This is a genomic window from Bifidobacterium panos (assembly GCF_012932445.1).
GTDB lineage: Bacteria > Actinomycetota > Actinomycetes > Actinomycetales > Bifidobacteriaceae > Bifidobacterium > Bifidobacterium panos.
The window spans coordinates 23836-43686 of the sequence record NZ_JAAIIJ010000018.1; the positions used below are offsets into that span (position 1 = coordinate 23836).

20 protein-coding genes are annotated in these 19851 nt (G+C 62.7%); all 20 read right to left on the minus strand.

What is annotated here, in order from left to right; translation table 11 throughout:
* Positions 1-540, minus strand: a complete 540-nt coding sequence (rplF, locus tag G1C94_RS04845; RefSeq protein WP_172145410.1) for a 50S ribosomal protein L6 — start codon at positions 538-540, stop codon at positions 1-3.
* A 17-nt stretch (positions 541-557) separates the two neighbouring features.
* On the minus strand, positions 558-956 hold the full coding sequence (rpsH, locus tag G1C94_RS04850) for a 30S ribosomal protein S8 (protein WP_172145412.1): 399 nt from the start codon (positions 954-956) through the stop codon (positions 558-560).
* Positions 957-1041: 85 nt separating this feature from the next.
* On the minus strand, positions 1042-1227 hold the full coding sequence (locus tag G1C94_RS04855) for a type Z 30S ribosomal protein S14 (RefSeq protein WP_172145425.1): 186 nt from the start codon (positions 1225-1227) through the stop codon (positions 1042-1044).
* Position 1228: 1 nt separating this feature from the next.
* Positions 1229-1804 carry a 50S ribosomal protein L5 gene (rplE, locus tag G1C94_RS04860; RefSeq protein ID WP_172145427.1) on the minus strand — a complete coding sequence of 192 codons (576 nt, stop codon included), beginning with the start codon at positions 1802-1804 and terminating at the stop codon, positions 1229-1231.
* Positions 1801-2136, minus strand: a complete 336-nt coding sequence (gene rplX, locus G1C94_RS04865) for a 50S ribosomal protein L24 (protein ID WP_172145429.1) — start codon at positions 2134-2136, stop codon at positions 1801-1803. The genes rplE and rplX overlap by 4 nt, the downstream gene beginning before the upstream one ends.
* A gap of 2 nt (positions 2137-2138) precedes the next feature.
* Entirely contained in the window at positions 2139-2507 is a 369-nt protein-coding gene (gene rplN, locus G1C94_RS04870) for a 50S ribosomal protein L14 (RefSeq protein WP_033522682.1), read from the minus strand.
* A gap of 111 nt (positions 2508-2618) precedes the next feature.
* The gene (gene rpsQ / locus G1C94_RS04875; protein ID WP_172145431.1) at positions 2619-2879 is read right to left on the minus strand and encodes a 30S ribosomal protein S17; all 261 of its coding nucleotides are present in this window, start codon (positions 2877-2879) and stop codon (positions 2619-2621) included.
* A gap of 2 nt (positions 2880-2881) precedes the next feature.
* Positions 2882-3136 carry a 50S ribosomal protein L29 gene (gene rpmC, locus G1C94_RS04880; protein WP_172145433.1) on the minus strand — a complete coding sequence of 85 codons (255 nt, stop codon included), beginning with the start codon at positions 3134-3136 and terminating at the stop codon, positions 2882-2884.
* A 1-nt stretch (position 3137) separates the two neighbouring features.
* Positions 3138-3557, minus strand: coding sequence for a 50S ribosomal protein L16 (gene rplP / locus G1C94_RS04885; protein ID WP_172145436.1), 420 nt, complete (start codon positions 3555-3557; stop codon positions 3138-3140).
* 6 nt (positions 3558-3563) lie between these two features.
* Positions 3564-4388 carry a 30S ribosomal protein S3 gene (gene rpsC / locus G1C94_RS04890; RefSeq protein ID WP_172145439.1) on the minus strand — a complete coding sequence of 275 codons (825 nt, stop codon included), beginning with the start codon at positions 4386-4388 and terminating at the stop codon, positions 3564-3566.
* 2 nt (positions 4389-4390) lie between these two features.
* Entirely contained in the window at positions 4391-4750 is a 360-nt protein-coding gene (rplV, locus tag G1C94_RS04895) for a 50S ribosomal protein L22 (RefSeq protein WP_172145456.1), read from the minus strand.
* A gap of 15 nt (positions 4751-4765) precedes the next feature.
* Positions 4766-5044 carry a 30S ribosomal protein S19 gene (gene rpsS, locus G1C94_RS04900; protein WP_172145459.1) on the minus strand — a complete coding sequence of 93 codons (279 nt, stop codon included), beginning with the start codon at positions 5042-5044 and terminating at the stop codon, positions 4766-4768.
* Positions 5045-5058: 14 nt separating this feature from the next.
* Positions 5059-5889, minus strand: coding sequence for a 50S ribosomal protein L2 (gene rplB, locus G1C94_RS04905; RefSeq protein WP_172145462.1), 831 nt, complete (start codon positions 5887-5889; stop codon positions 5059-5061).
* Between the two features lie 36 nt (positions 5890-5925).
* A complete protein-coding gene (gene rplW, locus G1C94_RS04910; protein WP_172145465.1) occupies positions 5926-6222 on the minus strand; it encodes a 50S ribosomal protein L23 in 297 nt (98 codons plus the stop codon).
* 5 nt (positions 6223-6227) lie between these two features.
* Positions 6228-6887, minus strand: coding sequence for a 50S ribosomal protein L4 (gene rplD / locus G1C94_RS04915; RefSeq protein WP_172145468.1), 660 nt, complete (start codon positions 6885-6887; stop codon positions 6228-6230).
* 6 nt (positions 6888-6893) lie between these two features.
* Complete coding sequence (gene rplC / locus G1C94_RS04920) at positions 6894-7544, minus strand: 50S ribosomal protein L3 (protein ID WP_172145471.1); 651 nt, start codon at positions 7542-7544, stop codon at positions 6894-6896.
* A 17-nt stretch (positions 7545-7561) separates the two neighbouring features.
* Complete coding sequence (rpsJ, locus tag G1C94_RS04925) at positions 7562-7870, minus strand: 30S ribosomal protein S10 (protein ID WP_003827292.1); 309 nt, start codon at positions 7868-7870, stop codon at positions 7562-7564.
* 489 nt (positions 7871-8359) lie between these two features.
* On the minus strand, positions 8360-10315 hold the full coding sequence (gene recQ / locus G1C94_RS04930; protein ID WP_172145474.1) for a DNA helicase RecQ: 1956 nt from the start codon (positions 10313-10315) through the stop codon (positions 8360-8362).
* Positions 10316-10676: 361 nt separating this feature from the next.
* Positions 10677-11069 carry a hypothetical protein gene (locus G1C94_RS04935; RefSeq protein ID WP_172145477.1) on the minus strand — a complete coding sequence of 131 codons (393 nt, stop codon included), beginning with the start codon at positions 11067-11069 and terminating at the stop codon, positions 10677-10679.
* 560 nt (positions 11070-11629) lie between these two features.
* Positions 11630-19228, minus strand: a complete 7599-nt coding sequence (locus G1C94_RS04940) for an InlB B-repeat-containing protein (protein ID WP_172145480.1) — start codon at positions 19226-19228, stop codon at positions 11630-11632.
* Positions 19229-19851 lie beyond the last annotated feature (623 nt).

Sequence of the window (19851 nt, forward strand, 5' to 3'; positions counted from 1 at the left end):
TCACTTACCAGCCTTTCCAGCCTTGCGCAGAATATGCTCATCGGCATACTTGACACCCTTGCCCTTGTAGGGTTCGGGAGCGCGCAACTTGCGAATGTTCGCGGCGACCTGACCCACAACCTGCTTGTCGGTGCCCTTGACGATCACCTGGTTGGGGTTCGGCAGCTCGAACTCGATGCCTTCCGGCGGGTTCACGGTGATGGTGTGCGAATAGCCGAGGAAGAACTCGATGCCCTTGCCCTTGGCCACGGCACGATAACCGGTGCCGATGATGTCCAAGGTCTTGGCATAGCCCTCGTGCACGCCCTTGACCATGCCGGCGATGATGGAGCGGCTCAGGCCGTGCTTGGCACGGGTGGGGCGCAGATCGTCTGCCGGAGTGAGCACAATCTCATTGCCTTCGACGGTGCCGGTGACACCTTCGGGAATAACGTAGGAGTCGGAACCCTTCGGACCCTTGACCGAGAAGTTCTGACCGTCAATCTTGACTTCCACGCCAGCCGGGATGGCGACGGGGAGCTTACCAATATGCGATGCCATAATTCAGCTCTCCTTTCTCACCACACGTAGGCGACGATCTCGCCGCCGATGCCCCGGTCGAGGCATTCCTTCTGGGTCAGCAATCCCGACGAAGTCGAGATGATCGCGATACCAAGGCCACCGAGCGGCATCGGCAGGGCGTCGGACTTTGCGTAGCGACGCAGGCCCGGCTTGGAGATGCGCTTGATGCCCTGGATGGAACGCTCGCCGTTGGGGCCGTACTTGAGGGTGACCTCAAGCGTCTGGCCGACCTTGGCTTCCTTCGCGGAGAAGTCCTTGATAAAGCCTTCGCGCTTCAGAATTTCGGCAATGTTCGCTTTGAACTTGGAGTACGGCATATCCACGGTTTCGTGCTTTGCCGCGCTCGCATTACGCAGACGCGTAAGCATGTCTGCGATTGGATCTGTCATTGTCATGTGGGCTAGTGCCCTTTCTCGCCGTGGTTTCCGCCGCCTGTCTGCCTCTATCGCAGACCCGGCCGCGGACCTTCAGCGTCGATGTTTACCAACTGGACTTCGTAACGCCGGGCAGCTCGCCGCGATGGGCCTTCTCGCGAAGGCAGATGCGGCACAGGCCGAACTTGCGGTACACGGAATGGGGACGACCGCAGACCTGGCAGCGCGTGTAGCCGCGCACCTTGAACTTCGGGCTGCCGGCCGCCTTGTTCTTCAGAGCGGTTTTTGCCATATCAGTTCTCCTTGAAGGGGAAGCCCAGGTGCTTGAGCAGCGAGTGAGCTTCCTTGTCGTCCTTGGTGCTGGTCACCACGGTGATGTCCATACCACGCTGGTGATCAATCTCATCGGGATCGATCTCGTGGAACATGGACTGCTCCGTGAGGCCAAAGTTGTAGTTGCCCTGGCCATCGAACTGCTTGCCGTTGATGCCGCGGAAATCGCGGATGCGCGGCAGAGCCAGAGTCAGGAGGCGGTCGAGGAACTCCCACATGCGCTCGCCACGCAGGGTGACGTACGCGCCGATGGCCTGGCCCTCACGCAGATGGAACTGCGCGACGGACTTCTTGGCCTTGGTGATCTTCGGCTTCTGACCGGTGATCAGGGTGAGATCCTTGACGGCGCCCTCGATGAGCTTGGAGTCGCGTGCGGCGGCACCGACGCCCATGGAGACGACGACCTTCTGGATGCGCGCAACCTGCATGGGGTTGGAGTACTTGAACTCCTTCTCCAGCTCGGGCACGATCTGCTCGTTGTACTTCTGCTTCAAGCGCGGAGTTGCCGGCGCTTCGACGGTAGTGGTGTCGCTCATGCCAGCTCCTTCCCGGACTTCTTGGCGACGCGCACGCGCACGGTCTTAACCTTGCCGTCGCGAGCCTCTTCCTTCACGGTCACGCCCACACGGGTCGGCTGCTTCGTCTCCGGGTCGATCAGCATCACGTTGGAGCGATGGATCGGCGCCTCGACGGAGACGATGCCCGCCTGCTGACCCTGCTGGGTGGCGCGCACGTGCTTCTTAACGATCTGAACACCTTCGACAATCAGACGGTCGTCGGCGAGCACGCGGGTGACGGTGCCCTCCTTGCCGCGATCCTTGCCGCGGATGACCTTGACCTGATCGCCGCTCTTGATCTTGGCTACCATAATCAGATCACCTCCGGGGCGAGGGACACGATGCGCATGAAGCGCTTGTCGCGCAGCTCACGGGCAATCGGGCCGAAGATACGAGTGCCCTTGGGTTCACGGCCGGAGCCGAGAATCACAGCGGCGTTCTCGTCGAACTTGATGTAGGAGCCGTCCGCGCGGCGGTGCTCCTTGACGGTGCGGACGACGACGGCCTTGACCACGTCGCCCTTCTTGACCGATCCGCCAGGGATCGCGTCCTTGACCGAGGCGACAATGACATCGCCCAGGCCGGCATAGCGTCGCTTCGATCCACCGAGCACGCGAATGGCAAGGATCTCCTTGGCACCCGTGTTGTCGGCGACATGAAGCCGCGTTTCCTGCTGAATCATTGATTCTCCTTAGCCGAGCTGGTTCTCCCCGCACACTGAGCGCGAGCGATGCACCCGAAAAGAGTGCCCTCGCTCACGCTCAGTGGACGGCGAGCCTTGCCGAACTGTTGTTTACTTGGCGCGTTCGATGATGCTATCGAGACGCCAACGCTTGGTCTTGCTCAGAGGCCGAGTCTCCATAATACTCACGAGGTCGCCAACGTGGGCGTCGTTGTGTTCATCATGGACCTTGACCGTCTTGGTGGAACGAACGACCTTGCCGTACAGCGGGTGGGTCGAACGCTTCTCAAGCTCCACGGCAATCGTCTTGTCCATAGCCTCGGACACGACGTAGCCGCGGCGAACCTTGCGGAAGTTGCGCTCTTGAGCCATGTTCACTTCTCCTTAACGGTTTCAGCGGCGGCCTGCTCGGTGCTGATGCCAAGCTCGCGTTCGCGCAGCACGGTGTACATGCGGGCGATGTCGCGCTTGACGGCCTTGAGACGAGCCGTGTTCTCAAGCTGACCAGTGGCGGACTGGAAGCGCAGGTTGAACAGCTCTTCCTTGGACTTCTTCAGGAAGCCCTCAATCTCCTCAGTGGTCTTCTCGTTGAGATTCTTGATGGAGTATTCTTCGGTTCCGACTGCCATATCAGATGTCACCGCCTTCACGTGCAATCACACGGCACTTCATGGGGAGCTTGTCGATGGCGCGGCGCAGGGCCTCGCGAGCGACTTCCTCCGAGACGCCACCGATTTCGAACATCACGCGGCCGGGGTGGATGTTGGCCACCCAGAATTCCGGCGTGCCCTTACCGGAACCCATTCGGGCACCGAGCGGGTGCTTGGTGAGCGGGCGATCCGGGAAGATCGTGATCCACACGCGGCCACCACGCTTGATGTAGCGGGTCATGGCGATACGCGCGGCTTCGATCTGGCGGTTGGTCACGTAGGCCGGGGCCAGCGCCTGGATGCCGAAATCACCGAAGTTGATCTCGTTGCCGCCCTTGGACATGCCGGTACGCACGGGGCGGTGCTGCTTGCGATACTTGGTCCTCTTTGGGATAAGCATTCTTGCTCACTCCTTCGTTTCCGTGGCAGCGGGGGCCTCGGCAGCGGCAGGAGCAGCCTGGGCCTCAGTGGCCTGGGCGGTCTGCGGCTGGGCGGCGGCACCGGCGGCGGGACGCGAGCCACGGCGCGGGCGGCGATCGCCGCGACGGCCGGAGCGGTTGCCCTGCTGGGTCTGCTGCTCTTCGAACTCACGTTCGGTCATATCGCCCTTGTAGATCCACACCTTCACGCCGATGCGGCCGTAGGTGGTCTTGGCCTCGAAGAAGCCGTAATCAATCAGGGCGCGCAGGGTCTGCAGCGGAACGCGACCCTCGCGGTAGAACTCGGAACGGCTCATTTCCGCGCCGCCGAGACGGCCGGAGAGCTTGATGCGGATGCCCTTGGCACCGGCGCGCATGGCGTCCTGCTGGGCCTTGCGCATGGCGCGGCGGAAGGTCACGCGGTTGGTCAGCTGCTCGGCGATGCCCTGAGCGACGAGCTGGGCGTCCAGCGCGGCGTTCTTGACCTCGAAGATGTTGAGCTGAACCTGCTTGCCGGTGATCTTCTCCAGCTTGGCGCGCACGCGCTCGGCCTCGGCGCCGCGGCGGCCAATCACGATGCCCGGACGGGCGGTGTGAATGTCCACGCGAACGCGGTCGCGGGTGCGCTCGATGACGATCCTGCTGACGCCGGCGCGCTCGAGATCCTTGCTCATCTCCTTGCGGATCTGATCGTCCTCAAGCACGAAGTCGCGGTAACGCTCGCCGCTCTTGTTGGAATCGGAGAACCACTTGGAGCGATGGTTCTCAGTGATGCCCAGGCGATAGCCAAAGGGATTGATCTTCTGACCCATCTTTAGCGGGCTCCTTCCTTGTTGGCGACGACGACCGTGATGTGGCTGGTGCGCTTGTTGATGCGAGCGGCACGACCCTGGGCACGGGCGCGGAAACGCTTGAGCGTCACGCCTTCGTCCACATAGGTCTCCTTGACAACCAGATCGTTCTCGCGGAACGGCTCGCCGGCCTTGTCGGCCTTGACGCGCGCGTTGGCGATGGCGCTCTCCAGAACCTTGCGAACCGGCAGGGACGCGGCCTGGGGGGCGAACTTCAAAATGGTGACGGCTTCAGTCGCCTGCTTGCCTCGGATGAGGTCGACCATGCGGCGAGCCTTGCGCGGCGTCACGCGGACGTGACGAGCGATTGCTTTAGCTTCCATAAGTCATTCTCTCCTTTAGCGGCGGGCCTTCTTGTCGTCCTTCACGTGACCCTTGAAGGTCTTCGTGGGGGCGAACTCACCGAGCTTGTGGCCGACCATCGACTCGGTGACGAACACCGGGACGTGCTTGCGGCCGTCGTGGACTGCGAACGTGTGTCCGATGAAATCGGGGGTGATCATCGAACGGCGGGACCACGTCTTGATGACGTTCTTGGTGCCCTTTTCGTTCTGCTCGTCGACCTTCTTCTGCAAGTGGGCGTCGACGAAGGGGCCCTTCTTGATGCTACGAGTCATCTTCTCGACCTTCCTTACTTGCGGTTCTTACCATTCGGACGACGACGAACAATCATCTTGTTCGAAGCCTTCTTCGGACGGCGGGTGCGCACTTCGCCCTTGCCCCACGGGGAAACCGGCGGCTTGCCACCGCGGGTACGACCGCCGTGCGGGTGGTCGACCGGGTTCATGGACTCACCACGGGTGATCGGGCGCTTGCCCATCCAGCGGGCGCGACCGGCCTTGCCGAGCTGCACGTTGGCGTGGTCTTCATTGCCGACCTCACCGACGGTGGCGCGGCAGCGCGCGTCGACGTTGCGGATTTCGCCGGACGGCATACGCAGCTGAGCGTAAGCGCCGTCCTTGGCGACGAGCTGCACAGCGGCACCGGCGGAACGCGCGATCTTGGCGCCGCCCAGCGGACGCAACTCGATGGCGTGCACAATGGTACCGGTGGGGATGTTGCGCAGAGGCAGGTTGTTGCCCGGCTTGATGTCGGCCTGGGCACCGGTCTCGATGACATCTCCCTGCTTGAGGCCCTTCGGCGCGATGATGTAGCGCTTCTCGCCGTCCGCATAGTGCAGGAGGGCGATGTTGGCGGTGCGGTTCGGGTCGTACTCGATGTGAGCGACCTTGGCGGGCACGCCGTCCTTGTCCCAGCGACGGAAGTCGATGAGACGATACTGGCGCTTGTGGCCGCCGCCGCGATGGCGGGAGGTCATGCGGCCGTAAGAGTTGCGACCGCCGGTCTTTGACAGTTTGCGAACCAGCGACTTCTCAGGCGTGGAGCGCGTGATCTCGGAGAAATCCGAGACGGAAGCGTTGCGGCGGCCTGCAGTCGTCGGCTTATATACGCGGATAGCCATAATGTAGTTCTTCCTTTAACTTTTCTCGGCTAGCCTTCAGTTACCGAAGATGTCGATCGTCTGCCCCTCGGCCACGGTGACGATGGCGCGCTTCTGGTTGACGCGCTGACCGAAACCGGTGCGGGTGCGCTGGCGCTTGCCGGCGCGGTTGAGGGTGTTGACATTCGTCACCTTGACATTGAAGATCTCTTCAACAGCTTGCTTGATCTGCACCTTGTTCGCGTTCGGGGCCACCACGAAGGTGTACTGGCCACGATCGGAAGCGGCGTAGCTCTTCTCGGAGACGACGGGCTTCAGAATCACGTCATGAGACGGCTTGTGAATAGCGACCATCTAAATCAGGCCTCCTTCGGCTCGGTCTTCGCCGCGACGAAAGCCTCGAGAGCTTCCTTGGTGAAGACGACGTACTGCGCGGTGACCACGTCGTACGTGTTGAGCTGATCAACGAAAATCGGGTGAACGGTCGGGATGTTGCGCACGGACAGCCACTCGTTCACGTTGTCGCGCGTGAGCACGACGGTGGTGAACTTGTTGTCGGTGACCGGGCTCAGCGCGGCGACGGCCGTCTTGGTGGACGGGGCGTCGGCCACGGCGAAGTCCACGACGGCGATGCGGCCGGCGTTGGCGCGGTCGGACAGCACGTACTTGAGGGCTGCGGCCTTCATCTTCTTCGGGGTGCGCTGGTCGTACTTGCGCGGCTGCGGGCCGAACACGACACCACCGTGATACCACTGCGGAGCGCGGGTTGAACCCTGGCGGGCGCGACCGGTACCCTTCTGCTTCCACGGCTTCTTGCCGCCGCCGGAAACATTGGCGCGGGTCTTGGTGGCGTGGGTGCCCTGACGAGCGGCGGCCAGCTGGGCCACCACAACCTGGTGGATCAGCGGCACATGCGCCTGCACGTCTTCGGCGGAAATGCCGAACAGCTCGGCCGGAGCCTTGACGGTGCCGGTCTTGGCGCCCTTGGCGTCAGTGACGTTCAGAGTAACGTTTGCCATGGTTTATCAGGCTCCCTTCACTGCCGAACGGACGAGAACGATGCCGCCCTTGGGGCCGGGAATGGCGCCCTTGATGGCGAGGATGCCGTTCTCAACATCCGCGGAAACGATGGTGAGGTTCTGCACGGTGGAGGTCACATGACCCATGCGGCCAGCCATGCGCTTGCCCTTGAGAATGCGGCTCGGGGTGGCGCAGGCGCCGACCGAACCGGGGCGACGCTCGTTCTTGTGCGAGCCGTGGGTGCGGCGGTAGGACTTGAAGCCCCAGCGCTTGATGGTGCCGGCGAAGCCCTTGCCCTTGGTGGTGCCGGTCACGTCAACCTCGGTGCCCTCGGCGAACACTTCGGCGGTCAGCTCCTGGCCGACCTCATATTCGGCGGCGTTGTCCTCGCGCACCTCGACGAGGTGACGACGCGGCGTGACGCCCGCCTTGGCGAAGTGGCCGGCGAGCGGCTTGGTCACCTTGGTCGGGTCGATCTGGCCGTAGCCGATCTGAACGGCGGTGTAGCCGTCGGTCTCATCGGTCTTGACGGCGGTCACCACGTTGGTGGACACGTCGACCAGCGTGACGGGAACGAAGAAGCCGTTCTCATCCCACACCTGGGACATGCCGAGCTTCTTGCCCAGCAGCGCCTTGCGATCTGCTCTTTGCGACATAGCGGTTCCTCCTCCCCTTACAGCTTGATCTCGATGTTGACATCCGCGGGCAGGTCGATGTGCATCAGGGAATCCACGGCCTTGGGGGTCGGGTCCACGATGTCAATGAGGCGCTTGTGCGTGCGCATCTCGAAATGCTCGCGAGAATCCTTGTACTTATGAGGAGAACGGATAACGCAGAACACGTTCTTCTCGGTCGGCAGCGGAACGGGGCCAACAACAGTCGCGCCCGCGTTCGTCACCGTTTCGACGATCTTCTTCGCCGATTGGTCGATGACCTCATGGTCATAGGACTTAAGCCTGATACGGATTTTCTGTCCCGCCATTGCCGTCCGCCCTTTCTAGCGATTTGTCTTACTGTTTACCAACCTGTTCAAGGGCACCGGCGCGCATGGCCTCCCTTGGACATACGTCCGTGTGGCGGTCATCCGACATCAGTGCGCGAACCTTGGGACCACTGGTGGGCAATCCCTTGTCCGCGCTCGCTTTTTTGATTCCAATTTGCGAGCCCAATTCAGGCAACTTGCTTATTGAACCACCGAGGCGGGACTAGGGGGTTTATGGCGTGTCGATGCATACAGCGTGGCGTAAAGGCGATCTTTTTAGCCCCGTTACCAATCGGACAATATAGTGTCCGATTCGTCATGAAGAGGAACATACGCATTACCAATCAGACATAAAAATGTCCGATTCGTCACGAAGACAGACACACGCATTACCAATCGGACAATATACTGTCCGATTGGTCACGGAAAGGAGCGCGAAAGGTCGCCAAAGGAGACGACGGGAACGATGACGACGAAAACGAGGAACACCTATTGCTCGGCACGGAAGGCGGCGATGGTCTGCATGAAGCGCTGGCCGTATTGGTGAAGTTTGTTTTCACCCACGCCGTTGACGGCAAGGAACTGGGCGTCGGTGAGCGGCTTGATTCTGGCCATATCGCGCAACGTCTTGTCGGAGAAGACGATGTACGGAGGCTTGCCGATTTCGCGCGCGATATCAAGGCGCAGCTCGCGCAACCGCTGGAACAACGCCTCTTCCCGATCGGTGGGCACATACGCTTCCTCAGGCGACGTGCCGCCGGCGGCAGGGCGCGACTTCGCGCTTTCCCCACCCGGCGAGACGGCTGCCTTGCGCTCCACGCGCTTGATCTCATATCGAAAATCAGGCACGGCGGTTTCGGCGGCACGGCGCCCGAAGTGCACAATCGGCATGCGCCCCTCGTCAATGAACAGAAAGCCGTCCGTGGCCATCTGGCTCAACACATCGCGGATGCGCGCCTCGCTCACCTCGGACAGCATGCCGAACGTGGGCATGCTCTCCGGGTTCATCCACGCCAAGTCCTGCGCCTTGGAACCGCGCAGAATACGCACGATTTTGCCGGAGCCCACCCGCTGGTTCACGTCGTGCACGCACCGGCTGATCGCGCGGGCCACATCGGTGACATCAATGGTCTCGAATGTGGTTTCGCAATTCGAGCAAGCGGCGCACTTATCCTGGCGGTGGTCGGCCTGGCCGAAATAGCGCACAATATAAAGGTGCAGACAGTCGGTGGTGCGGCAATAGCCGATCATGCCGTCGAGCAGACGGCGTTGCGCCATGCGCACCAACTCGCGCTCCTCAGGGGTGAGCCGCTCGTTTTCGCTGTCGGTGTCGAGCAAACGGCGGCGGGTGACGATGTCCGATTCGTTCCACAGCAGCGTGCACCGACTCGGCTCGCCGTCGCGCCCGGCGCGGCCCGCCTCCTGATAATAAGCTTCGATGCTTTCGGGCATATTATGATGAATGACGAAACGAACGTTCGATTTGTCGATACCCATGCCGAAAGCGTTGGTGGCGACGACCACCTGCACGCGGTCGGTGACGAAATCGCGTTGCGCCCGGTTGCGTGCGTCGGCGAGCATGCCACCGTGGTAGACGGCCGCGACTGCTTCCGTGCCGATTTCGATTCCGCTTTGGCTTTGGGCGCCGTTCGCCACGCGCAGTTGGGGCACGGTTTGGTTCAACGTTTCTGCCAATGCCTCGCTGTCTTTGCGCGTCGCACAATATATAATGCCCGATTCGCGCGCATGTTCGGCCACGTAGTTCGCCACCCATGCGGCCTTATGCTTCGCTTCCATCTTGATAACATCAAGGTATAAATTCGGCCTGTCGAAGCCGGTCACCGTCACGGCCGGGTCGTGCAAACCCAACAGCCGCGCGATATCACGGCGCACTCGCTCGGTGGCGGTGGCGGTGAACGCACCAACGGTCGGGCGATTGGGCAGTGAAGCTATAAAATCGCCAATGGCAAGATACGATGAGCGGAAGTCCTGCCCCCATTGCGACACACAATGCGCTTCGTCCACCGCCACCAATGCAATTGCGGTGCGGGCGGCAAAATTCTTGAAGCGCTCGGTTTCCAAGCGTTCCGGCGCGACATACAGCAGTTGTATCTGACCGGCGGCAGCCTGGGCAAGCACCATCGACTGCTCGTCGGGGCTTTGCGTACCATTGATAAACGCCGCGGGGATGCCGGCATCGTTGAGCGCATCGACCTGATCCTGCATCAACGAAATCAGCGGCGAAATGACAATGGCGACGCCGCCGAGCAGAATACCGGGAATCTGATAGCACACGGACTTGCCCGCGCCGGTGGGCATGACGGCGAGCACATCCCGCCCGCCCAGCAACGTATCGACAATGTCCTGCTGGCCGGGGCGAAACGAGTCGTATCCGAAGTATTTCTTCAGCGCCTCGCGCGCCCGCCCGTCCCCAATCTCAGCCATGTCGCCAGTCTAGCAACACCTGTCATCCGAGCGGCATAGCCCGTTCTTAGGACCATACCGGTAACTCAACGGGAAAGCACGTCAAATATGCAATGTACGTGTCTGGGGTCGGTTGTTACCGTGTTCGACACCCTCCGGGCCGGTAGGCCAAGTCTTACGTCTCACACGGTAACAACCGACCCGAAACGCGTTTTATGTCCGTTTGAGAATAACGCGTCTGTCTGTCTGAGAGTAACTCGGTTATGTCTGTTTTGAGGGTAACGCGTCTGTGTTCGTTTGGGGGTAACGCGGTTATGTGCGTTTTTGAGAGTAGCGCAGTTATGTCTGTTTTGAGGGTAACGTCCGTTTGAGGGTAGCGCGTCTATGCTCGCTTGAGAAAGCGAATCTCTTCTTCTAGCTGTTGGATACGTAGGGCTTGGGCGGCGATGAGGCGGTCGCGGGGGTCGCGCGGATCGTACGGGTCAGAGGCGGTGTCGCGGGACTTGGGTTTGGGCGGCTTGGGATGGAGTGGTTCGGGAGAACGTTTCCAGCGGGCGAAGGCGCGCTCAATGCGCTTATGGCCCACGAGCTTGGGATCGAGGCCGGCCTGGCGGAACAGGTCCACCGGCTTCTCGCCCTCCCTGTAGCGGCGCATGCACTCGATACGGAACCAGTCCGCGTAATGGATACGCGAGGACGCGTCCACCATATCCACCGCAGCCAACGACGACAAATACGCCCGCTGACCCGACGTAAACACCTGCGGCTCATTCATTGTCGGCCGTCCTTCCTGATACGCAGGGAACTGAAAAACTTTTGAAGGCCCCGCTGTCTTGTGTGACGCTCGCGATGCTGTCGCCGTTCGCCGCTGTGAAGAGCGCGCGACACCAAACACGGGAATCTATAGGCCCCCGCAGGCGGGGGCTGTCGCGCGAACGCGCGACTGGGGGTGGTCACGCCAGTCACGTGACCACGCCCGCACCACCCCCAGTCGGCCTTGCGGCCGACAGCCCCCGACGTCTTATGCGACGCTCGCAACGCTATCGCTGCTCGCTGCCACGAAGAGCCCACAGGGCTCTTCGTCCAGCGGGGCCAAGGGACGCAAAACCGAAATTGGGGGATATGAGGAAAGGCGGGGGACGCGGGGCGCGAGCCTCGCGATCCCCCGCCTTTCGGAAACCGTCAACCGGCTGGTTGGACCGGGCGCTGGCCCGGTCCGGCCGGTGGCCGGGCGGCCAGGCCCGATCCGGGCCGGTGGACCGGTCGGTTAGACCGGTCCGGCCGGGGAGCTGGGCGTTAGCCCAGCTCGCTGGATCGGGCGATTGCCCAAGCCGGTCAGTGGGAGCGGCGGCGCAGGGCGCTAGCCGCCAGGCCCGCGCCGGCCAGGGCGAGGGCCGTCAGGGCTGCGGTCAGGCCGGTGGCGCCGGTGGACGCCAGGGCGTTGACCTTGCTCCAGCGGGCGTGCAGCTTCTTGCCGATCGCATCCTCCACACTGGTGACCAGGTTGCCCTCGTCGTCGTACCAGCCGTCGAACGTGTAGCCGTCACGCGTCGGCACGGGCAGCTTGCCGTCCTCGCCCGTCCAGTCCGTGGGCAGGGTGCCGCCGTTGGCGTCGAACGCGTCGTTCACGCTGGTCCACTTGGCGTGCAGCTTCTTGCCGATCGCATCCTCCACGCTGGTGATGAGGTTGCCCTGTTCGTCGTACCAGCCGTCGAACTTGTAGCCCGGCTTGTACGGCAGGGGCAGCTTGCCGTCCTCGCCGGTCCAACCATTGGGCAGGTTGCCGCCGTCGGCGTCGAACCCGTCAGCCATGCTGGTCCACTTCGCGGTGAGCTTCTTGCCGATCGCATCCTCCACATTGGTGATCAGGTTGCCGTCCTCGTCGTACCAGCCGTCGAACTTGTAGTTCGGCTTGGTCGGAATCGGCAGCTTGCCGTCCTGGCCGGTCCAACCGGAAGGCAGCGTGCCGCCGTCAGCGTCGAACCCGTCAGGCAGAGCGGTCCACTTCGCAACCAAATCCTTGCCAATGGCCTCTTCCGTGCTGGTGACCTGGTTGCCGTCCTTGTCATACCAGCCGTCGAACTTGTAATCCGGCTTGTACGGAATCGGCAGCTTGCCATCCTCACCAGTCCAACCATCGGGCAAAGTGCCGCCGTCCGTGTCGAAGGCCTGGTCGACCGGCGTCCACTTGGGGTGCAGGGTCTTGCCCGCCGCATCCTCCGCGTTCGTCACCGGGTTGCCGTCCTCGTCATACCAGCCATCGAACTTATAACCCGGCTTGACCGGAACCGGCAGCTTGCCGTCCTCGCCGGTCCAACCGTCCGGGATGGTCACGTCGCCGTCCACATCGAACGTCGTCGGCAGCTTCGTCCAATGCGCGGTCAGCTTCTTGCCCGCGGCATCCTTCAACGTGGTGACCCTGTTGCCCTGCTCGTCATACCAGCCATCGAAACGATAACCGGGCCTGGTCGGGGTGGGCAGGTCGCCGTCCTCACCCGTCCAATCCGACGGCAGGGTGCCGCCCTGGGGGTCGAACGCGTCGTCGATCTTGGTCCACTTGGCGGTCAGGTTCTTGCCCACCGCATCCTTCAGCGTGGTCACCTGGTTGCCGTCCTCATCGAACCAGCCATCGAACTTATAGCCGGGGCGCGTGGGGATGGGCAGCTGGCCGTCGGCGCCGGTCCAGTCGGACGGGATCGTGCCGCCGTCCGGGTTCAGCCCGTCCGTGCTGGCGTTCTTCGTCCACTTGGCCGTCAGGGTCTTGTCGCCGGTGTCGGAGGCGCTGATGCCGGACACGAGGTTGCCCTTCTGGTCGGCCCAGCCGGCGAACGTGTAACCCTCGCGGGTCGGGTTCTTCAGGCTGGCGACACCCACACCATACGTGTACGTGGTGGGGTTCTTGGGGTCCGAACCGCCGTCGAGCTTGTAGGTCAGCTTGTAGGTGTTGGCCTTCCAGGTGGCGTTGACCTGCAGGAGCGACTGGTCGAACGTGCCGGACACGTTCCTGTCCCAGCCGGTGAACGTGTAGCCGGTGCGCGTCGGGTTGGCCGGGACGTCGTACTTGCTGCCGATCGTGCCGGTGAGGACCTTGGACGCGCTGCCGTCCTTGTCCACTCCGCCGTTGTAGGCGAACACGACCACGCCCGGGGCGAGGGGCTTGTACTGCGCGGTGAACGTCACGTCACCCGCCGGCATGACCAGGCTGGCCAGCTGAGCGGTGGTGACCAGGCCGAGTTTGTCGGACTGCCAGCCGATGAACTCGTAACCCTGCTCCACGCTCACGGTCGGCGCGGTGACGCCCGCGTCCTTCAGGTTCGCGTTCGTGGCCACCTCGTAACCCGTGGTGCCCGTGATTGAACCGTGGTCGCCCGCGACGAACGCCAGCTTGTTCCTGGCCTCGGTCCACTTGGCGGTCACCACCAGCGTGGACTGCTCGAACGTGCCGGACACTGGCGTGTCCCACCCGTCGAACGTCCAGCCCTCGCGCGTCGGATCCGCCGGAGTGTCGTACTTGGTGTTCAGCGGGCCGGACACCTGCGCGGACGACTCGTTGTTCGCGTCGTGCCCGCCGTTGAACAGGAACACCACCGTGCCGGTCGGGTTCGGGTTCCACACGGCCGTCATGGTCACGTCATGGGAGGGCATGACCAGGCCGGCCAGCTGGTCCGAGGCGACCAGGCCGAACTCGTCGGACTGCCAGCCCGCGAACGAATAGCCCGCGTTCGCCGTGGTGGACGGGGCCGATACGCCGGCCTCGCCCAGCTTCGCGTCCGTGGCCACACTGTCATAGGACAGGTTGCCCGAGATCTGGCCGTTGTCGCCACGCTCGAACGTGACCTTGTTGGCCTTCGCGGTCCACTGGGCCGTGTACACGGTCGTGCCCTCGGCATACGTGCCGGTCGGCTCGTTGCCGTCCGCGTCCAGCCAGTTCGGCGTCTGCAGCTCGTAGCCCTCGCGCGTCAGATCCGTGGGCGTGGTGTACTTGGTGCCCGCCGTGTCCGTCAGGGTCACGGTGGACTTGCCGTCCACCAGGCCGCCGTTCGCGTTGAACACCACCTTCGCGCCGCTGTTCTGCTCGTACAACGCGGTGAACGTGACCGTCTGAGCCTTCTCGCCGTCCACGCCCGACACCACGTACTTGCCGTTCACGCCGTCGGCCGCGTAGACCTTCTGGTCCGCGTCGCACAGCCAGCCGACGAACGTCCAGCCGTCCTCAGGCGTCACCGCCGGCTCACCGGACACCTTGTCGCCCGAGTTGACCTTGTAGGTCGTCTCGCCCGTCAGCGCGGCGCCGTGCTCGCCCTTGTCGAACGTGACCGTGTTCTCCACCACGTCCCACTTGGCCGTGTACATCACCGACTCGTACTTCAACGACGGGGTCGTATCCCAGCCGGCGAACCTGTAACCCGTACGCGTCGGCGTGGGCACCTGGTCCTGCGTGTACGACTTGCCCGCCTGGCCGCTCAATGTGCCGGAGGTCTCGTTGCCGACCCTGCCGCCGTTGTAGTTGAAATACACCTGCACGTCATCCAAATCCACGTACTCCGCGGTGAACGTCACCGTCTTGAACTTGTCGCCCGTGTTCGCGCCCGTCACGACGTACTTGTCGACGCTGTCGTGCGAGTACAGCCTGCCGTCCTCGTCGCACCGCCAACCCGTGAACCGATACCCGTCATTCGCCTTCGGCTCGTCCGGCTTGCCACTCACGGCACTGCCGGTCTTCACCTTCCCGTACTGCGTGGTGCCCGACAGCGTGCCGCGCTCGTCCGTGACGAACGTGACCGTGTTCTCGTTCGCGGTCCACCGCGCGATATACGACGCGTTCTCATACTTGCCCGACGGATCGGTGTCCCAACCCGCGAACGTATAGCCGTCACGCGTCGGAACCTCCGCGGCCTTCGCCTTGTCGGCGTCCGAGTACGCGGTGTTCTCCTTGCCGGACAACTGCACGGACGACTCGCCCGCCGCGTTGCGGCCGCCGTTGTAGTTCAACGTGGCGGTCACCGCACCCAACTCCTGATACACCGCCTCGAACGACAAACCAGGCTCGGCCAGCACGCCCGCGATCTGCGACGGCTGGTACGACGCACCAGCCTTCTTCACGCCGTCCGCGCCGGTCACGTAGGACTGCCAGTACAGGAACTTCCAACCAGCCTCGGCATCCACCGACGGCTCCGCATACGACTCCTTGGAAGTGTCCATCCTCTGGCCGGTCGCCACGTTCAGCGTCTCATGCGCCTTCTTGTCCAGCGTGCCGTGGTCCTTCACGTAGAACTTGACCTCGTTGTTGCCCGCCTTCCACTGGGCCGTGTACACCGCGTCCGTCGTCAACGTCACCGTCTTGTCGTCCTTGCCCAGATCGCCCGCGGACGAGGGAACCGCCTTCCAACCATCCAGCGAATAACCGCTACGGGTCGGCTGCGGCACAGACTGCGTGGTGCCCTGGTTGCCCGTGACCTCGGAGGAGTCCTTGCCGGCCAAAGTGCCGCCGTTGTAGTCGAACGTCACCGTCACCTTGGGCAGTTCCTCGAACTCGGCCGTGAACGACAGGCCCGGCCTGGACAACAGGCCGGCGACCTCGCCGGGCTGGTACAACGCGTTGTCCGCGCTGGAACGCCATCCCGCGAACTTCTTGCCCGCGACCGGCGTCACCGCATAAGCCGAGACATCGCCCAACGCCGTGCCCGTGGGCTTCGACAACGTCGCGACATACGTGGTCTTGTCCTCGTTCAGCGCGCCGCCCGCCAACGAGCCGTCGGCCGCCTTCACGTTGAACTTCACGTCATTGGACGTCGGGTTCCACTTGGCGATGTACATCGTCGTGCCCTCGGTGTCGAACTTCCCGCTCGGGACCGCCTCGGTCGTGCCGTCCGTGGTCCAGTACGCGAACGTGTAACCGTCGGTGCGCGTCGGATCGGCCGGCTTGGTGTACGTCTGGTCCTTCAGGCCCGTCCTGGACACCGTCGAGGACTCATCGGCGCTCTGGTCGTCGGCGAGCTTGCCGCCGTTCGCGTTGAACACCACCGTGCACTTCTCGTTCGCCACGTACTTCGCGGTCAACGTCACCGTCTGGTCCGCGGCGGAGCCCCTGACGACGTAATCCTTCACGCCGCCCGTCACGTCACCCGACGCGTACACCGCCTTCTTATCGGCGTCCGCCGTGTCCTCGCTCGACGTCCAACCCACAAACGTATACCCGGCATCCGCCGTCGGCACCGGCTCGCCGGCGACCGAGTACCTCGTCTTGGAAGCATCCGTGCCGACGCCGTCGCCGACCTTCTGATCCGTCGACACCGTGTACGACGTCACCTTGCCCGCGGCGATCTTGCCGTGCTCGCCCGCGTCGAACGTGACCGTGTTCTCGTTCGCGGTCCACACGGCCTGGAACGTCGCATCGGCCGCCAACACGCCATCCGCCTGCACATCCGTCTCCGCGGACGAGGACTGCCACGTCCTCTTCCACGTCTCGGAGTCGTCCAGCGTGTAACCCGTGCGCTTCAGCTTCGTCTTGTCCGGCACCGCGTACTTGGTCTCCCGCGCGCCCGTGAACCTCGCGGACCCGGCCCCGGTCCCGTCGCCGTCCATGACGCCGCCGTTGTAATCGAACACGACCGTCACATCCGGCAACTGCTCGAACACCGCATCATACTGCCTGCTGCCCGTGACCGTCACGTCCGCCATCTCGGCCGGCGAAAGCACCGGCAACTTCGCGGCCTCCTCCTCATCATCGGTGTGCTGGCGCCAGCCCTTGAACTTCCAACCGGTATTCGCCACCTCGCTCACCGTCGGACCACCCTCGGGATAACCCTCGGCCTCCGACAACGCCTGACCCGTCAACACCGACAACGGATTCGTCTTCACGGCATCGGCCAACGAACCCTTGCCCGCGTCCGCGTCCAACACCTTGAACGACACCTCGTTCGTGTTACGCGTGTAATAGACCTTCACCACCGTCTTGCCATCAGCCGTAAGCGTCTGCGGCTCGACAGCCTGGGCGGTGAAACCCGCATACTCACCCGACGACGTATCCTCCGGATCCGCAGTGACCTTATCGCCGATCGTACCCTTCAACGGGTCGTTGTTCTCATCCGTCGTCACCGTCTCATCCGCAACCGTGGGATACACACCGGGCTCCAACGTCTCACGATAATGCGCCACCGAATACGACGCCTCAGTCGTCCACTTCGCAGTCAACGTCAAATCATGCTGCGGCATCGTGTCAGAATCGAAATCCCACTTCACGGTCTCGCCCTGGTCATTCTGGTAATACCAGCCCTCCAACGCGTACTGCGTATCATCATGCGCCGGAGTCGCAGGCGCAGAAACCTTACCACCCGCAAACACCGACTTCGTGGTCGAATCACCACCGGCATCACCCGGATCAAACGTCACCGTAAACCGATCCTCATTCGGATTCGCACCAGTCGCAGCAATAGCACGAGACTCAACAGTCGTATCCAACAGGTTCTTCGCAAACTGAGTGGCGTAGGAGGTTTGTACGGCACCGTCACTACCCTGCCATCTGCCATTCCAGAGGTTTCCGTCGGAAATGACCGTGACATTACCCCACGGAGTCTTGTCAGTGTCGGAACCCGCCTGCAAATCAACACAAAACGCTTGCTCCTCGCCGTCCACCACAGTGCTGAAGACGACGTCGCCCTTGTCATACGTGATCGGACTCGCTTGGTACACTTGCCATGTCTCCGGCAGGTTCTCCGTCAGAGCCTTCGCCACCGTCGAGTCTTTCCTGCTGGTTACAACGCTATGGTCAGGAATCATGGGGGAGGACTCCACCTTGAAGCCGGTGTTTAGCCTCTGCGCAAGCTCCGATCCCGACTCGTTTTCTATGCCGAAACCCGTGTCCTCGCACTGGATGAAGATACGCCCACCCGAGTCCAGATACAACAGCAAGGCATCAATCTCGTCCTGCGTGTAGTAATGGGCACCGTCCGGCTTAGACAGGCTCGGCTCGATGTAGATGAAATCGAACTGGTTAACCGTCGAATCGTTCAACGCTTTATCATCGACGAAAGACGTCCTCCCGGCCGAGCTGCCCTTAACCACGGTAAGGTCACCACCAAGATTATTAAAATAGTTACGGGACGCTTCCCAAGTCGAAACCTGCCGAGCCGTCAAATGCGGATTATCCGCCGCCCCTGCTGCCCTACCGAATATGCCGTTTGGTGACCAGTACAGGATTTTCGCCTTCGTGTTGCGCACGACGACGCAGTCGTTCGCCACCACCGTCGTCAGCTTGCCGGTGGCGTCCTCAACCGTGATCTTGCCCTCAGCCACATCCGTGTCAGCGATCGTGTAGAGGCCGCTCGAAATCAGCGAGACCGGGCTCACCAGCGTGTCCTCGGCGTATGACACGCCGATCGGCTTGTCGGGGCTGGCGTTCAAACGTGCGGACGCTTTCTCCTCGACCACGAGGTTGCGGGCCGTGCCGGCCGCCGTCTTGTTGTTCGTGATCGACGGGGCGGTCGCGGCGGTCCCGTCATTGAAACCCAAGTCCAGGGTGCCGCCCTCGGCGACATACACCGCACCATCATCACCGACGACGTTGTCCCTGATCGCGACCCCGTCCAACACCAGACGGCCGCCCTTCTCGACCTTGAACAACGACGCACCAGAATCGCCACCGGCCAGCGCGGTCGAACCCGAACCCGTGACCACAAGGGTCTTGCCATTAGGCACCGTCAACGTGCCGTCCGGCACCGTGCCCGCGGACACCGTGTACGTGACCGTATCCGCAGAACCGGCAAGCGCCGTCTGCGCGTCGGCCCATGAGGTCACCGACGCCGAGGTCGCGGCCCAGGCGCCGGGCACGGCCATCGCCAGCACCACCAGCGCCGACACCACCGCCGACACCATGGCCGCCAGCCAACGCGGCAACCCGCGCCCCGAGCCGGTTTGAGATGAAAATCTCACCATAAGAAACTCCTAAAATTTCTTTTTCTTCTACCAAACCCTCCCCCAACACAAAACGACGCTCCCCGCACGCAAAAAACCCGCGCGCGAAGACGCCTTCCCAGTTGGGGGAGGAGGAAACCCCAGCACACCGGCCAACCGAACCATCCGGCCGTCCCGGAAGAACGGGGGTCACCAATAGCCTCGAAAACTACCCCCCCCCAGGACAAAACTGCCCCCGAAACTTATCCCGGCCAACCTGCTAAACACCGCACGATTCCTCCCGAAAACCCGCGGAATCACAGGGCAAACCACATCACGCAAAACACAACGCCCGCAACAGACCAAGGGGGAAATCATTCCCCCGAGTCAGCACGCACATCGCCCTGACGGGCAAGATTTCTCGACTCCGCTACCGCTCCGCTCGAAATGACAAAGGACGGGACGGACCATACCACGACCGAAATAACAAGGAGCCAGCCCTGGGCTCCCGCTGGCGGGAGCTGTCGCGCGGATGCGCGACTGAGGGTGGTTGGACCAAACACGTGCTTAGTGAGACCACCCCCAGACCTCGCATACGCTCGGCCAGCCCCCGCCAGCGGGGGCCCAAGGCGGAATGAACCGGTTACGCCAGAATGCCCTAGGCG

Excerpts from the sequence above, each read along its gene's own strand:
- rplV (WP_172145456.1), bottom strand. The coding sequence starts at position 4,750 with ATGGAAGCTAAAGCAATCGCTCGTCACGTCCGCGTGACGCCGCGCAAG.
- rplW (WP_172145465.1), bottom strand. The coding sequence starts at position 6,222 with ATGGTCGCTATTCACAAGCCGTCTCATGACGTGATTCTGAAGCCCGTC.
- rpmC (WP_172145433.1), bottom strand. The coding sequence starts at position 3,136 with ATGGCAGTCGGAACCGAAGAATACTCCATCAAGAATCTCAACGAGAAG.
- rplX (WP_172145429.1), bottom strand. The coding sequence starts at position 2,136 with ATGGTAGCCAAGATCAAGAGCGGCGATCAGGTCAAGGTCATCCGCGGC.
- rplN (WP_033522682.1), bottom strand. The coding sequence starts at position 2,507 with ATGATTCAGCAGGAAACGCGGCTTCATGTCGCCGACAACACGGGTGCC.
- rplD (WP_172145468.1), bottom strand. The coding sequence starts at position 6,887 with ATGGCAAACGTTACTCTGAACGTCACTGACGCCAAGGGCGCCAAGACC.
- rplC (WP_172145471.1), bottom strand. The coding sequence starts at position 7,544 with ATGTCGCAAAGAGCAGATCGCAAGGCGCTGCTGGGCAAGAAGCTCGGC.
- rpsC (WP_172145439.1), bottom strand. The coding sequence starts at position 4,388 with ATGGGTCAGAAGATCAATCCCTTTGGCTATCGCCTGGGCATCACTGAG.
- G1C94_RS04855 (WP_172145425.1), bottom strand. The coding sequence starts at position 1,227 with ATGGCAAAAACCGCTCTGAAGAACAAGGCGGCCGGCAGCCCGAAGTTC.
- rpsJ (WP_003827292.1), bottom strand. The coding sequence starts at position 7,870 with ATGGCGGGACAGAAAATCCGTATCAGGCTTAAGTCCTATGACCATGAG.
- rpsQ (WP_172145431.1), bottom strand. The coding sequence starts at position 2,879 with ATGGCTCAAGAGCGCAACTTCCGCAAGGTTCGCCGCGGCTACGTCGTG.
- rplF (WP_172145410.1), bottom strand. The coding sequence starts at position 540 with ATGGCATCGCATATTGGTAAGCTCCCCGTCGCCATCCCGGCTGGCGTG.
- G1C94_RS04935 (WP_172145477.1), bottom strand. The coding sequence starts at position 11,069 with ATGAATGAGCCGCAGGTGTTTACGTCGGGTCAGCGGGCGTATTTGTCG.
- recQ (WP_172145474.1), bottom strand. The coding sequence starts at position 10,315 with ATGGCTGAGATTGGGGACGGGCGGGCGCGCGAGGCGCTGAAGAAATAC.
- rplP (WP_172145436.1), bottom strand. The coding sequence starts at position 3,557 with ATGCTTATCCCAAAGAGGACCAAGTATCGCAAGCAGCACCGCCCCGTG.
- G1C94_RS04940 (WP_172145480.1), bottom strand. The coding sequence starts at position 19,228 with ATGGTGAGATTTTCATCTCAAACCGGCTCGGGGCGCGGGTTGCCGCGT.
- rpsH (WP_172145412.1), bottom strand. The coding sequence starts at position 956 with ATGACAATGACAGATCCAATCGCAGACATGCTTACGCGTCTGCGTAAT.
- rplE (WP_172145427.1), bottom strand. The coding sequence starts at position 1,804 with ATGAGCGACACCACTACCGTCGAAGCGCCGGCAACTCCGCGCTTGAAG.
- rplB (WP_172145462.1), bottom strand. The coding sequence starts at position 5,889 with ATGGCTATCCGCGTATATAAGCCGACGACTGCAGGCCGCCGCAACGCT.
- rpsS (WP_172145459.1), bottom strand. The coding sequence starts at position 5,044 with ATGACTCGTAGCATCAAGAAGGGCCCCTTCGTCGACGCCCACTTGCAG.